A 13,510-nucleotide genomic window follows, 5' to 3' on the forward strand; every position below is an offset into this window, starting at 1 on the left:
GCAAGGCCGAGGAGCTCCTCGCCCTGCCGCTGGACGAGCGCCTGCAGCGGCGGATCATCGACGGGGAGAAGAACGGTCTGGAGGCGGACCTCGCCGAGGCCCTCCAGACCCGGCCCGCGCTGGACATCGTCAACGACACCCTGCTGGAGGGGATGAAGGTCGTCGGCGAGCTGTTCGGGTCGGGGCAGATGCAGCTGCCGTTCGTGCTCCAGTCGGCCGAGGTGATGAAGACGGCCGTGGCCTACCTCGAACCGCACATGGAGAAGACCGACGCGGAGGGCAAGGGCACGATCGTGCTGGCCACGGTCCGTGGTGATGTCCATGACATCGGCAAGAACCTGGTCGACATCATCCTGACGAACAACGGCTACAACGTCGTGAACATCGGGATCAAGCAGCCGGTCTCGGCGATCCTGGAGGCGGCGCAGGAGCACAAGGCCGATGTGATCGGCATGTCCGGGCTCCTGGTGAAGTCCACCGTGATCATGAAGGAGAACCTGGAAGAACTGAACTCCAGGGGACTGGCGGCCCGTTTTCCGGTGATCCTGGGCGGTGCGGCCCTGACCCGGGCCTACGTGGAGCAGGACCTCCACGAGATCTACGAGGGCGAGGTCCGCTACGCCCGTGACGCGTTCGAGGGCCTGCGGCTGATGGACGCGCTGATCGCCGTCAAGCGCGGCGTTCCCGGCGCCGAACTCCCGCCCCTCAAGCAGCGCCGCGTACCGCAGCGGGCCGCCGTCCTCGACGTGCGGGAACCGGAGGAGGCCGGCCGGTCCGACGTGGCCGTCGACAACCCGGTGCCCACCCCGCCCTTCTGGGGGACCCGGGTCGTCAAGGGCATCCAGCTCAAGGAGTACGCGGGCTGGCTGGACGAGCAGGCACTGTTCAAGGGGCAGTGGGGCCTCAAGGACGCGGACTCGATCGCCACGGACGGCAGGCCCCGCCTGCGCGGCTGGCTGGACCGGATGCACACCGAGCGGCTCCTCGAAGCGGCCGTGGTCCACGGCTACTTCCCGTGCGTCTCCAAGGGCGACGACCTGATCATCCTGGACGAGGACGGCGCCGAGCGGACCCGCTTCACCTTCCCCCGCCAGAGCCGGGGCCGGCGCCTGTGCCTCGCCGACTTCTTCCGCCCCGAGGAGTCCGGCGAGACCGACGTCATCGGCCTCCAGGTGGTCACCGTCGGTTCGAGGATCGGCGAGGCCACGGCCAAGCTGTTCGAATCCGACTCCTACCGCGACTACCTGGAACTGCACGGCCTGTCCGTGCAGCTGGCCGAGGCCCTCGCCGAGTACTGGCACGCCCGCGTCCGCGCCGAACTGGGGATCGCAGGGTCCGACCCGGCGGGCATGGACGGCATGTTCCGCACCGAGTACCAGGGCTGCCGCTACTCGCTCGGCTACCCGGCCTGCCCGGAGCTGTCCGACCGGGCCAAGATCGCCGAACTGCTCCGCCCCGAGCGGATCGGGGTCCACCTCTCGGAGGAGTTCCAGCTCCACCCCGAGCAGTCCACCGACGCCCTGGTCGTCCACCACCCCGAGGCCGGCTACTTCAACGCGGGAGGCCGCCGATGACCCCGGCCCCCGTACCTCTTCAAGGAGCACACCGCATGTCTGCCGCATTCACCGACTACAAGGTCGCCGACCTTTCCCTTGCCGCCTTCGGCCGCAAGGAGATCACCCTGGCCGAGCACGAGATGCCGGGTCTGATGTCGATCCGCCGGGAGTACGCCGAGGCGCAGCCGCTGGCCGGCGCCCGGATCACCGGCTCCCTGCACATGACCGTGCAGACCGCCGTCCTGATCGAGACCCTGGTGGCGCTCGGTGCCGAGGTCCGCTGGGTGTCCTGCAACATCTACTCGACGCAGGACCACGCCGCCGCGGCGATCGCGGCCGCCGGGATCCCGGTCTTCGCCTGGAAGGGCGAGACGCTGGAGGAGTACTGGTGGTGTACGGAGCAGGCGCTGACCTGGCCCGGACAGGCCGGCCCGAACATGATCCTCGACGACGGCGGTGACGCCACCCTCCTCGTCCACAAGGGCGTCGAGTACCAGAAGGCCGGGGCCGTCCCCGACGCCTCGACCGCCGACAACGAGGAAATGGCCATCGTCCTGGGCCTGCTGGCGAAGACGGACATCGACTGGTCCGCCCTCGCGTCCGAGATCCGTGGTGTGACGGAGGAGACCACGACGGGTGTCCACCGCCTCTACGAGATGATGGCCTCGGGTGACCTGCTCTTCCCGGCGATCAACGTGAACGACGCGGTGACGAAGTCGAAGTTCGACAACAAGTACGGCTGCCGCCACTCGCTGATCGACGGCATCAACCGCGCCACCGACGTGCTGATCGGCGGCAAGGTCGCGGTCGTCTGCGGTTACGGCGACGTGGGCAAGGGCTGCGCGGAGTCGCTGCGCGGCCAGGGCGCCCGTGTCATCGTCACGGAGATCGACCCGATCTGCGCGCTGCAGGCGGCGATGGACGGCTACCAGGTCGCGACGCTGGACGATGTCGTGGAGACGGCCGACATCTTCATCACCACGACGGGCAACAAGGACATCATCATGGCCGCGGACATGGCCAAGATGAAGCACCAGGCGATCGTGGGCAACATCGGCCACTTCGACAACGAGATCGACATGGCCGGTCTGGCGAAGATCGACGGCATCGTCAAGGACGAGGTCAAGCCGCAGGTCCACACCTGGACGTTCCCCGACGGCAAGGTGCTGATCGTCCTGTCCGAGGGCCGTCTGCTGAACCTGGGCAACGCGACGGGCCACCCGTCGTTCGTGATGTCGAACTCCTTCGCGGACCAGACCCTGGCGCAGATCGAGCTGTTCACCAAGCCCGAGGAGTACCCGACCGACGTCTACGTGCTGCCCAAGCACCTGGACGAGAAGGTCGCCCGCCTCCACCTCGACGCCCTCGGGGTCAAGCTGACCACCCTGCGCCCGGAGCAGGCGGAGTACATCGGCGTCAAGGTCGAGGGCCCGTACAAGCCCGACCACTACCGCTACTGACCGCGGGGGGAGACCGTGGACACCATCGTGCAGACCGCCGCGGCCATCGTCCCGGACCTCGCCCCGGACCTCGCCCCGGACACGGCTCCCGGCGAACGCGACCCGTGGCTCCCGGACCTGCTGCTGCGCACCGAACGGGACCTGCTGATCCCGCTGTTGCGCCGCACCCCGGAGGCCTCGTTCGGGCTGCGCACCGCCTGCCCCGGCTGGACCGCCCGGGACGTCCTCGCCCACTGCGCGGCGGCCCTCGTCCGGATCGTCGAGGGCCGGCTGGAGGAGGGGGTCTTCCTCCCCGCCGCCAACGCCGCCGACGTGGCCGAGCGCGTGGACTGGCCGGTGGGCCGGATCGTGGACGAGCTGGAACGCGGCTTCAGCGAGGCCGGCCCGGTCATCGCCGCCGGTGACGGCAGGCTCGACGCGGTGGCCCTGGGGGAGTGGATCCACGCGGGCGACGTCCGCGAGGCCTTCGGGGAGCCGGGCGCGTACGGGGGCGACAGCCTCGCCCTCGCCCTGCCCCTGCTACAGGTCACCAGCCGCAAGCGCGAAACGCCCCGGCTGATCGCCGACCTCGACGGTCACACCGGAGCGCTGGAACTGGGCAACGAGGTGGAGGGCCGGCCCCCGGCCCGGTTCAGCGGCGACGCGGCCACGCTGATCCGGCTCTACTCGGGCCGTCCGCTGGTCGCCACCCGCTACGAACTGGCGGGCGCGGCAGAAGAGGAACTGCTCATCTACCGCTGAGACCGCCGGGGTGCGCCCGGGCCGCGACCCGGCCCGGGCGGGCGCTCAGCCGTCGATCCGCACGACCTGGAAGGCCTCCGCCATCCGCCCGGGCGGCAGCCCCGCCGCCCGGGCGTGCTCGCCCAGCCAGTCCCGCAACAGCCCCGCCAGATCGTCGAAGTGCGCGGTCTGCGAGGTGTGGATGCGCAGCGCCTCCACCTTCCGGTCGAAGACCGGCGTGACGTCGACGTACTGGTTCGGGGTCGGGCCGGTCATCAGCCACAGCTCGGGCACGATCCACGGCTCCAGCCCCTCCTCCTTGAGCAGGGACGGGTGGGCGAAGGGGTTGCGCGCCTCGGGGTAGACCGCCCGCAGGGCCGCGTCGCCCACCGCACGGTGGTCGGGGTGCAGGTCCGCGACGCGGGACCAGTTGATCTCCGGGCTGGGTATCACGGCCCGCTGCGGGCGTACCTCCCGGATCACCCGGCACAGGTCGCGGCGCAATTCCACGCTCGGCTCCACGTAGCCGTCCGGGTAGCCCAGGAAGCGGACGTCGTCGACGCCGCTGCGCTTGGCCGAATGGACCTGCTCGGCCCGGCGGAGGTCGCCCATGGCCTGGCGGGGCAGCCGTTCGTCGTAGCCGCCGGCGCCGCCGTCCGTGACGATGCAGTACGTCACGCGCTGCGTGCCCTGCGCGATCCACCGCATGACCGTCCCGCTGACGCAGAACTCGATGTCGTCGGGGTGCGCGGCCACGACCAGCAGGGATTCCGGTGCGCTGCGGTCAATGAGATGGGTCGCGAAGTGTTCCATGCGATCAGCCTGTTGGGCCCGGACCCGGCCCGCAAGGCAGCCCCTTTGGCGTACTCGCGACATGTCGCCTGTACGCCACGCGAAGCGGAGGCGCGTCCGTCCATGTGCAGGATCTTCGGCTCCCTGTCGCCCGCGCCGGCCCGTCCGGACCCGGCCGAACTCGCCGCCGTCGCGGCCCGGCAGCGGCACGGCGGCCCCGACGGGCACCGCGTGCTGCGCGGGCCGGGCTGGGCGCTCGGCTGCGACCGGCTCGCCGTGACCGACCCGGGCGGCGGGGGCCGGCCCCACCGGCTCGCGCACCTGCCGGGCATCACGGCCGTGCTGAACGGACAGATCCACAACCACACCGCCCTGCGGCGCGAACTCGCCGCCCGAGGCCACCGGTTCCCCGACCACTGCGACGGCACCCTGCTGCCCGCGCTGTACGCGGAACACGGCCCCGACTTCGCGCGGCGGCTGGACGGCATGTTCGCGGTCGCCGTCCTCGATCTGCGCGCGGAGCCCCGGTTGGTCCTCGCCGTCGACGCGCTGGGCATCAAGCCCCTCCACTACCACCACGGCGCGGACGGCACGTTCCGCTTCGCCTCCGAGATCCCCGCGCTGCTGGCCTTCGACGGGGTGCGGACCGCCCCGCGCGAGGACAGCCTCGACACCGTCCTGTGCCTGCGCACCCCCGTCTCGGCCCGCACCGCCCTGGAGGGCATCGGCCTGCTGCCACCCGGAGCGACCGCCCTCGTACGGCCCGGCCGGGCGCCCGTCGTACGGCGCAGACCCCCCGGCGGGCAGGAGGGGGCCCCACAGGCGGCCGGCGGGGACGGTGGGCGGGACGTGCAGGACCTGCTGCGCGGCGAGGTGCGGCGGCTGGCCCCGGCCGACGTGCCGGTGTGCACCCTGACCAGCGGGGGACTCGCCTCCGGCCTGGTCACCGCCCTGGCGGCCGAGTACGCCCGGGAGACCGGGGCGCCCGCCCCGCACAGCTTCCACCTCGCCCTGCGCGGCCGGTGGCCCGGCGCCGAGCAGAGCCGGGCCCGACAGGTCGCCCGGCGCACCCGCGCCGTCCACCACGAGGTCACCCTGGACCCGGCCGAACTGCCCTCGCTGCTCACCCGGACCACCCGCCACCTGGGGCAGCCCGACGCCGACCCGGCCGCCCTCACCGCCTACGCCCTCTTCCGCGCCGCCCGGCAGGCCGGGTACACCGTCGCGCTGACCGGGGACGGCGCCGACGAACTGTTCGGCGGCCCCGCCCGGTTGCAGGCCGCCGCCTCGGCACCCACCGGCGCGGACTGGGCCGCCTCCTACGCCGACACGCTGGGCGCCGTACCCCGCCTGCTCCGCCAGTGGCTGTACACGCCCGCCTACCGCGCCTACCTGGCCGACGAGGGCTCGGCCGCCGACCGCGTGGCGCACGAGCTGCGCTCCTGCCCCGACGGCGACCGGCGCGCCGCCGTCACCGCCTTCGAGACCCGCTGGCGGCTGCCCGCCGGCCCGCTGCGCCGGGCCGACCACCTGGGCATGGCCTGGGCCGTCGAGGCCAGGATGCCCTTCTGCCGCCCCGCCGTCGCCGCCCGCGCCCTCGCGCCCGCGGGCCCGCACGACCGCCGGGTCCTGCACGGGGCGGCGCGCGAGCTGCTGCCCCAGGCCGTGGCCCTGCGCGCCCGGCAGCCGTCCGCCCCGCCCCTCGCCGCCCTGATCGCGCCCGGCGGCCCGCTGCTGGACCCCGTGCGCGAACTGCTCTCCCCGGAGCGGCTGGCGCGGGCCGGGCGGGTCCGGCCCGAAAGGGTCGGGGCCCTGCTGGCCCGTCAGCTGGAGCGCCCCTCGGAAGGCGACGCGCTCGCGCTGTGGGCGCTGGCCGCGCACGAGCTGTGGACCGAGGTGGTCCGGGGCCTGCGCGTCCCGCTCGACTGCGCCGCCTGAACGGCCCCGCGGGGCACGGCCGGTGGCCCCCGGAGCACCCGGCCGACCGGCCGGTACCTCCTGGCGTGTCCACGCAACGGCGTGAACGCGCACCCGGATACCAGACCGGGCGGTTCGTTTCTCTGTCACGCTGGAACGGCGGCACCCCGGGCTTCCCGGCGGCCGGGCAGCGGCCCGACGCCCCGAGCGCTCATCCCGTGCCGAGCCCCGCTGCGTACTGCGCACCACCACGTCAAGGAGGTCCCATGAGCACCCCCGTATGGATCACCGCGACCCCTCCGGCCACCCACGGCGAACTGCACGTCGGACACCTCGCGGGCCCCTACGTCGCGGCGGACGTCCTGTCGCGCTACCTGAGGGCCGAGGGCGAACCCGTCCTGTTCACCACGGGCACCGCCGACCACAACAGCTCCGTACACGCCCGCGCCCTGCGCGCGGGCCGCAAACCGGAGGAGGTCGCGGAGGGGTACCGGGCCGCCATCACCTCGGACTGGCTGCGCTCGGGCGTGGAGTTCGACCACGTCGTGCGCCCCCGCCAGGACAAGGGCTACGGACGCTGGCTCGCGGACCTCTTCCGGCGCCTGCACGCCGACGGCGTCATCGCCGCCCGGACCCGCCTCACCCCGTACTGCGAGCCCTGCGAGCGCTGGCTCCACGGGGCCCACGTCACCGGCGGCTGCCCGCACTGCTCCGCCTCCAGCGAGGGCGGCATGTGCCACGAGTGCGCCCGCCCCAACGACGGCGGCGACCTGCTGGAGCCCCGCTGCGCCCAGTGCGGCTCCGCGGCCGTGCCGCGCCGCTGCCGCCGGCTCTACGTCCCGCTGGAGCCGCACCGGGAGGCCCTCGCCGAGTACTGGGCCACCGCCGGCCTGCCGCCGCGGCTGGCCGCGCTGTGCGAGTCCCTCGTCGAGGACGGCCTGCCCGACATCGCGGTGGCCCACCCGGCGGAATGGGGGCTGCCCGTCCCGGTCGACGGCTTCCCCGAGCACCGGATCGACGGCTGCTTCGAGGCCGCCGCGATGCACCTGTTCGGCTACGGGGACCAGGCGCTGCCCGAACGGGCCATCCACTTCTGCGGCTTCGGCCACGCCTTCTGCCACGCCGTGCTGCTGCCGGTCCTGCTCTTCGCCCAGGGCGTCAAGCTGCCGCAGCACTTCTGCGTCAACGAGGCGTACGTCGTGGACGACGAGGCCCTGGTCTGGGGTTCCGGCCAGAAGGCCTGGGCGCTGGACCTGATCACCGAGTACGGGTCCGACACGCTGCGCCGGCACGTCCTGCAGGCCCGGCCGCTGGGCCGGCGCACGGAGTTCCGGCCCGAGCGGCTCGCCGCCGCGCGCCGGGAGCTCGACGAGAGCTGGAACAGCTGGCTGCAGCGGCTGTTCGCGGCCGTCCGCGAGGAGGGCGCCGGGCTGGCCCCGGCGGCGCTGCCCGGCGGCGCCGGCTGGGAGGTGCTGGAACGGCGGCTGCTGCGGGGGGTGGAAGACCTGCGGGAGGCGTACTCGCCCGAGTCCTTCGACCCGCGCAGGGCCGTCGCCCTGCTCGACGAGATGGTGCGCTCCGCGGCCGACTTCGGCCACGTCAACGCGCACGAGGCGCACCGGCCCACGGCCGACAGCCGTCACCTGTCGGCGCTCGCGGGCCAGCTGGCCGTGGCCCGGGCGCTCGCCGCCTGGGCGCGGCCGGTGATGCCGGAGGGCGCCGACCGGCTGGCCGCCGCCCTCAAGGCGGAGCCGGGCGGCCCGGTCTCGGCCGCGGCCCTCGTCCCCCCCGCCCCCGGCACCCGCCTGGCCCCGACCTCAGGCCCGGTCTTCGGCTTCTGACCCCCCGCCCCCGGCTCCGGCCAGGGAGCCGGTTCGTGCCGCCGCCCCCCACACGGCGGCACTCTCCGCACCACGGAACCATCCGCACCATCCGCACCACAGCGAGACGACCACCCTCCTTCGCCGCGTGACCGCGCGCCGGTCACCGGCGGTGCGGGGCGCGCGGCCACTCCCCGTTGGAGTTCCACGTGTCCCTGCGCGTCGCCATGCTCAGCGTCCACACCTCGCCGCTGCACCAGCCCGGCACCGGGGACGCGGGCGGCATGAACGTCTACATGGTCCAGCTCTCCCGCGCCCTGGCCGAACAGGGCGTGGAGGTGGACCTGTTCACCCGGTGCGCGGGCGAGGAGCACCCCGACCCGGCCGGCCTCGGCCCCGGGGTGCGGGTGCGGCACCTGGAGGCCGGCCCGCGCGCGCCGCTGTCCAAGGAGGACATGCCGGCCCTGGTGGTGCCGTTCTCGCTGGCGCTGCTCAAGGAGGAGCGGCGCTACGACCTGGTGCACTCGCACTACTGGCTCTCCGGCCAGGCCGGCCGCATCGCGGCGGCCGGCTGGCGGATCCCGTTCGTGCACACCGCCCACACGCTGGCCCGGGTCAAGAACGCCGCCCTCGCCGAGGGCGACACCCCCGAGCCCGAGCTGCGGATCCGCGGCGAGCACCAGGTGGCCGGCTCCGCGGACCGGCTGATCGCCAACACCGGCGACGAGGCCCGGGCGCTGTCCGAGCTGTACGGGGCCGACGCGCGCCGCACGCGGATCGTGCGGCCGGGCGTGGACCTGGCCACCTTCGGTCCCGGCCGGGGGAGGGCGGAGGCGCGGGCCCGGCTCGGGCTGCCGGCCGACGCGTTCATCCCGCTGTACGCGGGCCGCATCCAGCCGCTCAAGGGGCCGGACGTGATGGTCCGCGCGGTCGCCGGCCTGCTGGAGCGGGCCCCGCATCTGCGCGGGCGGACCCTGGTCCCCGTGGTGGGCGGCAACTCGGGGGCCGGGCCGCGCGGGGAGGCCTGGGAACTCGCCCGCGAGCTGGGGGTCGCGCAGGTGCTGCGGCACCACCCGCCCGTACCGCAGCGGGAGTTGGCACTGTGGTACCGGGCGGCCGACGTGCTGATGGTGCCCTCGCGCAGCGAGTCGTTCGGGCTGGTGGCCCTGGAGGCGCAGGCGTGCGGGACCCCGGTCCTGGCCTCCGCCGTGGGCGGGCTGCCGACGGCGGTGCGGGACGGGGTGACGGGGGCGCTCGTGCACGGCAACGATCCGGCGGAGTACGCCCGATGGCTGCTGTGGTTCGCCGAACACCCGGGGGAGGCCGCGGTGATGGGCCGGGCGGCGGTGGCCCACGCCCGGAACATGAGTTGGCGCGGTGCGGCGGCGCGGACCGTCGAGGTCTACCGGGACGTGCTGCGGGAGGAAGGGGCGCGGCCGGGCGCGGACATGAGTGAGGCAGGAGCGGCGGCACGCTCCTGCCTCGCCGACGCCTCTCCCCTGGAGGGTCGAGAAGGCCGGAATTCCACCCTAGCAGCACTTTTGAGCTGACCAAAGGTGCGCAAGCGTAACGTCTGTATGAACTCCTTCAGATCCGCCTCAGGTGCGCTATAGGCAGCTGGCCCGCCCCCGGAATCCGTACGACAATGAAGAGGTCTTCGAAGGAATACCGGCGGCACGGATCCGCGGAGACCGAATCGATGTTCCGCAATTCCTGGAGGAATCATGTCCGCTGTGCACACCGCCACCGTCCGTCCGCTCTGTACGATCCGCGACAACGGCAACGGCTGGGACTGAACGACCGGCCGGACCGGCGGACATCACCCCGCGATCGCCCCTCCGGGCGGTCGCGGGGTCTTTTATTTCCGCTCTTCCGCCATTCCGTTCAGTCCAGCCAGCCGAGCCGCTGCGCGCGCACTCCGGCCTCGAATCGACTGGACGCCCCCATTTCCTGCATCAGCTCGGAAAGCATGCGGCTCACCGTCCGCAGGGAAACCCCCAGGGTCCGGGCGACCTTTTCGTCCTTCATTCCCGAGGCCAGCATTTTCAGGGCCGCCCGCTGCTGTTCGGACAGTCCGTCGCCGCCGAGTTCCGGCGCGACGTCGTCGCCATAGGGGGTGGCCGCGTGCCAGCAGTGTTCGTACAGCGCCAGATAGGAGCGCACGAGCGCCGGCCCGCGGGCCAGGATCGCGCCGGCCGACCGGTCCTCGGGGTGCACGGGCAGGACGGCGAACTGCTGGTCCGCGATGATCATGTTCATCGGGACGGCGGGGGAGAGGCGGATCTCGACGCCGGCCTCGACCCGGCGCCGGAGCATCTCCACCGCCTCCGGCGACGTGGTGATCCGCTGGTGGTAGATGGCGCGGATGCGCACCCCGTTGTCGATCTGCCGGCGGTCCCTGCTGAGCACCCGGTCCGCGACCTCCCGCACCAGGGCCGTCACGTGCATGGACGTCAGGTCGTGCCGGATGACGTCGGTGATGTCCTCCAGCACCTGCTGGATCCGCCCGTAGTCGTCGAGGATCTCCACCTCGACGTCGGAGCCGCCCAGCGCACCGGGCCGCAGGAACCGTCCGACCAGTGTCTCCAGCGCGCTGTACGCCCGGTCCGACTCGTCCAGGTGCTCGCGCAGCCGCTCCCGCTCGCGCTGGAGCATCCGCAGCAGGGCGATCTCCGGGTCGACGGCCGCGACCGCGTCCGGGCCCGGCCGCCACTCGCCGGACTGGAGGTCGGCGCGGGTGGCGTGGGTGGTGCCGGTCGGCACGATGAGGCCGAGCGAGATCAGCTCCGCCCGCCACTTCTCGCGCTCCTCGGACGAGAGGTCGAGCTCCTCGAAGGCGTCGTTGAGGTTGGACACCCCGCGCAGGCGCAGCTCCTGATAGAGGGCCAGCACCTTGTCGGCCGACTGGATGCCGTCCCTGCCATCGCCCGTTGCCATCGCGAAGCGACCCCCTCGTCTTACGAATCGACAGTCACACTTTGGCACATGCCGATGGGGGACCCGCTGCCCCCCTGTTTCTGATGTGACGGGGGTCACTCGATGGCTCTGAGGTGCGGGATCAGTCCCGGGGCGCGCTCAGGCAGTCGGGGCACAGCCCCTTGAAGACGACCTCCGCGCCCCCGTCCATACGCCAGGCGGTGAGCGGCGCGCCGCGCGGCGGCTCCGGAACCGGGGCCTCGACGTTCTCCACCCGGCCGCAGCGCACGCACAGCGCGTGCTGGTGGGGCGGGCCGGCGACCTCGAAGACCGCGGGCAGGCCGGGACGGTCGAACTTCGCGGCCAGGCCCGTCTCCAGGAAGTGCCGCAGCATCTCGTAGACGGCCTGGCTGGTGAGGGTGCCCAGACGCTCACGGGCCGCGGCCGTGATGGACTCGACGTCCATGTGCCCGCCCGCCGCCAGGACCTGCAGCACCTCCAGGCGCGGCCCGGTGACCCGCAGTCCCACGTCGCGGAGGCGCTGGATCACCGCCTCGCGGCCGGTCGACTCCTCCACGACAGCCATCACCGCGCCACCATCCGCAATCTGGTCGACTCAAAACTTTGGGAGCATCGTACCTCTTGCGAGCCCTTCTCGAGCGGGAGGAGCGGAAAGGCGGCGGCCCGCTCAGCCCGCGGCCCGGCACACGAGCAGGACGCTCTCGGTCCGCCCGTCCAGCCGGTGCGTGCGCCGCCGTTCCACCCGCAGGCCGGCCGCGTCCAGTTCGGCGTCGAGGGCCTCCGCGTCGACGATCCACTTGTCGGTGGCGCGCACCACCCGCTCGGTGCGCACCTTGCCCGTGCGCACGGAGTGATAGGTGATCCGCTCGGTCATCCCGTCCAGGTCGAAGACCTGCCGGGCCACCGTCCACTCCTCGACCCCGTCGAACCGGGGGACCTGGAAGGCCCAGGTGCGCCGGGGCTCCTCGGCCAGCCCGCGCGGTCCGTGCGCGGTGAAGTCGAGGGCCAGGGCGCCGCCCGGCTCCAGCCGCCCCGCGACCTCCCGCAGCAGGCCGGGGCGGGCGTGGGGCGGCACGGCCGCGATCATCGTCCCGGCCAGCAGGGCCAGCCGGTACCTGCCCCGCAGCCGCAGTTCCGCGAGATCGCCCCGGGTGGTGACCAGCAGCCGCGAGACCTGGGGGCCGATGCGCCGGCCCCAGGCCCGCAGCCGCTCCAGGCTGGCCGTGTCCCGGTCCACCGCCTCGACGCGGAAACCCTGCCGGGCGAAGGGCACCGCCAGGCGGCCGGCCCCGCAGCCCAGGTCCAGGACCGGGCCGCCGCAGCGGCGGGCGAGGCTCAGGTAGCGGACGATGTCCGCGCTGTGCGGGCCCAGCAGGGCGTCGTGCAGCCAGCCGGCGTCCTCGTCCGCCGGGGCGGCCGACTCCAGCCCGGGCAGGCAGTCCGCCGGGAGCAGCACGGCGGACCCTGCTTGCGCCGGGAGCCGGGAATCCTCCGGGGCGGCCGGCCGGACCGGTGCGAACGCTGCGGGCACGACCGGCATGAAGGGCAGGGAAGTGCCGCTCGGTGTGTGCATCGCTCCTCCAGGGGCTCGCTCGGTCCAGCCGTCCGGGGCGTGGCTCCCGTGCCGCCGGGGGACCGCGCCGCTGGGGAAATCCTGTCCCGCGGGCGGGCGTCGGGGCCAGCGTTGCGGGCTGCGTGAACACGCGATGGCGTGGATCTGCCACGGTCCCGGGCGGGGGGCGAGGGAGTCAGAGAGCGCGGCCCAGCCGGACCGGCGAGAGCGCGGTGAACCCGTGACGGGTGAAGAACGGCAGGCACGGGGCCGCCTCGGCGGGCAGCGTGACCCGCTGGGCCAGCGCCCCGTGGGACCGCATCCGTTCGCCCGCGGCCGCCAGGAGGGCCGAGCCGACGCCCTGCCGGCGGCGGTCCGGGGCGGTGCACAGGGCGTAGAGCTCGCCCTCGGCGGTGACGGGGACCCCGCCCGACACCGCCCCGACGACGCTGCCGTCCGCGTCGGCGGCGACCAGCCAGCCGAGCCAGGCGGGCGCCCCGCCGGGAATTCCAATTTCCGCTCGAATGCGGGGGAGTGCGCAATGGTCCGACACCAGCCGGCCGACGCCTATTTCGCCGAGGAGGGTGCCGTAGTCCTCGCGTATGGCCGCGGCGAGGAGCCGGGAAATCGCCGGGGCGTCCCCCGGAGCTGCCGTCCGCACGTCAGCCAGCAGCATCTATCCCCCACCTCTCACCGCACCGGTCCTGAGCCCGCACGCGCCCACAATAGCGGCCAATTCGAGTACCGGGGGTCGGG

The 13,510-nt window shown here is 73.6% G+C and carries 11 protein-coding genes; 6 read left to right on the forward strand and 5 right to left on the reverse strand.

Annotated features, from left to right (window positions below):
- From ACFY0O_RS25955 to ACFY0O_RS25965, 3 genes are all read left to right on the forward strand, one after another.
- Positions 1-1,574, forward strand: a 1,574-nt coding sequence (locus ACFY0O_RS25955; RefSeq protein ID WP_388950648.1) for a vitamin B12 dependent-methionine synthase activation domain-containing protein, incomplete at its 5' end; no start/stop codon positions are given.
- A gap of 35 nt (positions 1,575-1,609) precedes the next feature.
- Complete coding sequence (gene ahcY, locus ACFY0O_RS25960) at positions 1,610-3,016, forward strand: adenosylhomocysteinase (RefSeq protein ID WP_388950651.1); 1,407 nt, start codon at positions 1,610-1,612, stop codon at positions 3,014-3,016.
- A gap of 45 nt (positions 3,017-3,061) precedes the next feature.
- On the forward strand, positions 3,062-3,757 hold the full coding sequence (locus tag ACFY0O_RS25965; RefSeq protein ID WP_388951248.1) for a maleylpyruvate isomerase family mycothiol-dependent enzyme: 696 nt from the start codon (positions 3,062-3,064) through the stop codon (positions 3,755-3,757).
- Positions 3,758-3,802: 45 nt separating this feature from the next.
- Here ACFY0O_RS25965 and ACFY0O_RS25970 read toward each other — a convergent pair whose 3' ends face one another.
- Positions 3,803-4,549: a PIG-L deacetylase family protein gene (locus tag ACFY0O_RS25970; RefSeq protein WP_358898275.1), complete on the reverse strand. Its 747-nt coding sequence runs from the start codon at positions 4,547-4,549 to the stop codon at positions 3,803-3,805.
- 102 nt (positions 4,550-4,651) lie between these two features.
- On the opposite strand from ACFY0O_RS25970, the gene ACFY0O_RS25975 reads away from it, so the two are divergent.
- The 3 genes from ACFY0O_RS25975 to mshA all read left to right on the forward strand — a co-directional run bounded on the left by ACFY0O_RS25975 (position 4,652) and on the right by mshA (position 9,815).
- Positions 4,652-6,466 carry an asparagine synthetase B family protein gene (locus ACFY0O_RS25975; RefSeq protein ID WP_388950654.1) on the forward strand — a complete coding sequence of 605 codons (1,815 nt, stop codon included), beginning with the start codon at positions 4,652-4,654 and terminating at the stop codon, positions 6,464-6,466.
- Positions 6,467-6,711: 245 nt separating this feature from the next.
- Positions 6,712-8,286 carry a class I tRNA ligase family protein gene (locus ACFY0O_RS25980; protein WP_388950657.1) on the forward strand — a complete coding sequence of 525 codons (1,575 nt, stop codon included), beginning with the start codon at positions 6,712-6,714 and terminating at the stop codon, positions 8,284-8,286.
- A gap of 206 nt (positions 8,287-8,492) precedes the next feature.
- On the forward strand, positions 8,493-9,815 hold the full coding sequence (mshA, locus tag ACFY0O_RS25985) for a D-inositol-3-phosphate glycosyltransferase (protein WP_388951251.1): 1,323 nt from the start codon (positions 8,493-8,495) through the stop codon (positions 9,813-9,815).
- A gap of 334 nt (positions 9,816-10,149) precedes the next feature.
- Here mshA and ACFY0O_RS25990 read toward each other — a convergent pair whose 3' ends face one another.
- The 4 genes from ACFY0O_RS25990 to ACFY0O_RS26005 form a co-directional block, all read right to left on the reverse strand.
- Positions 10,150-11,202 carry a LuxR C-terminal-related transcriptional regulator gene (locus tag ACFY0O_RS25990; RefSeq protein ID WP_388950660.1) on the reverse strand — a complete coding sequence of 351 codons (1,053 nt, stop codon included), beginning with the start codon at positions 11,200-11,202 and terminating at the stop codon, positions 10,150-10,152.
- A gap of 121 nt (positions 11,203-11,323) precedes the next feature.
- A complete protein-coding gene (locus tag ACFY0O_RS25995) occupies positions 11,324-11,767 on the reverse strand; it encodes a transcriptional repressor (RefSeq protein ID WP_358898267.1) in 444 nt (147 codons plus the stop codon).
- A gap of 102 nt (positions 11,768-11,869) precedes the next feature.
- Entirely contained in the window at positions 11,870-12,775 is a 906-nt protein-coding gene (locus tag ACFY0O_RS26000; RefSeq protein ID WP_388950663.1) for a class I SAM-dependent methyltransferase, read from the reverse strand.
- A 175-nt stretch (positions 12,776-12,950) separates the two neighbouring features.
- A complete protein-coding gene (locus tag ACFY0O_RS26005; protein ID WP_388950666.1) occupies positions 12,951-13,430 on the reverse strand; it encodes a GNAT family N-acetyltransferase in 480 nt (159 codons plus the stop codon).
- Positions 13,431-13,510 lie beyond the last annotated feature (80 nt).

It is taken from the genome of Streptomyces sp. NPDC001594 (assembly GCF_042893675.1).
Taxonomy (GTDB): Bacteria; Actinomycetota; Actinomycetes; order Streptomycetales; family Streptomycetaceae; genus Streptomyces.

Excerpts from the sequence above, each read along its gene's own strand:
- ahcY (WP_388950651.1), top strand. The coding sequence starts at position 1,610 with ATGTCTGCCGCATTCACCGACTACAAGGTCGCCGACCTTTCCCTTGCC.
- ACFY0O_RS25970 (WP_358898275.1), bottom strand. The coding sequence starts at position 4,549 with ATGGAACACTTCGCGACCCATCTCATTGACCGCAGCGCACCGGAATCC.
- ACFY0O_RS25975 (WP_388950654.1), top strand. The coding sequence starts at position 4,652 with ATGTGCAGGATCTTCGGCTCCCTGTCGCCCGCGCCGGCCCGTCCGGAC.
- ACFY0O_RS25980 (WP_388950657.1), top strand. The coding sequence starts at position 6,712 with ATGAGCACCCCCGTATGGATCACCGCGACCCCTCCGGCCACCCACGGC.
- mshA (WP_388951251.1), top strand. The coding sequence starts at position 8,493 with ATGCTCAGCGTCCACACCTCGCCGCTGCACCAGCCCGGCACCGGGGAC.
- ACFY0O_RS25990 (WP_388950660.1), bottom strand. The coding sequence starts at position 11,202 with ATGGCAACGGGCGATGGCAGGGACGGCATCCAGTCGGCCGACAAGGTG.
- ACFY0O_RS25995 (WP_358898267.1), bottom strand. The coding sequence starts at position 11,767 with ATGGCTGTCGTGGAGGAGTCGACCGGCCGCGAGGCGGTGATCCAGCGC.
- ACFY0O_RS26000 (WP_388950663.1), bottom strand. The coding sequence starts at position 12,775 with ATGCACACACCGAGCGGCACTTCCCTGCCCTTCATGCCGGTCGTGCCC.
- ACFY0O_RS26005 (WP_388950666.1), bottom strand. The coding sequence starts at position 13,430 with ATGCTGCTGGCTGACGTGCGGACGGCAGCTCCGGGGGACGCCCCGGCG.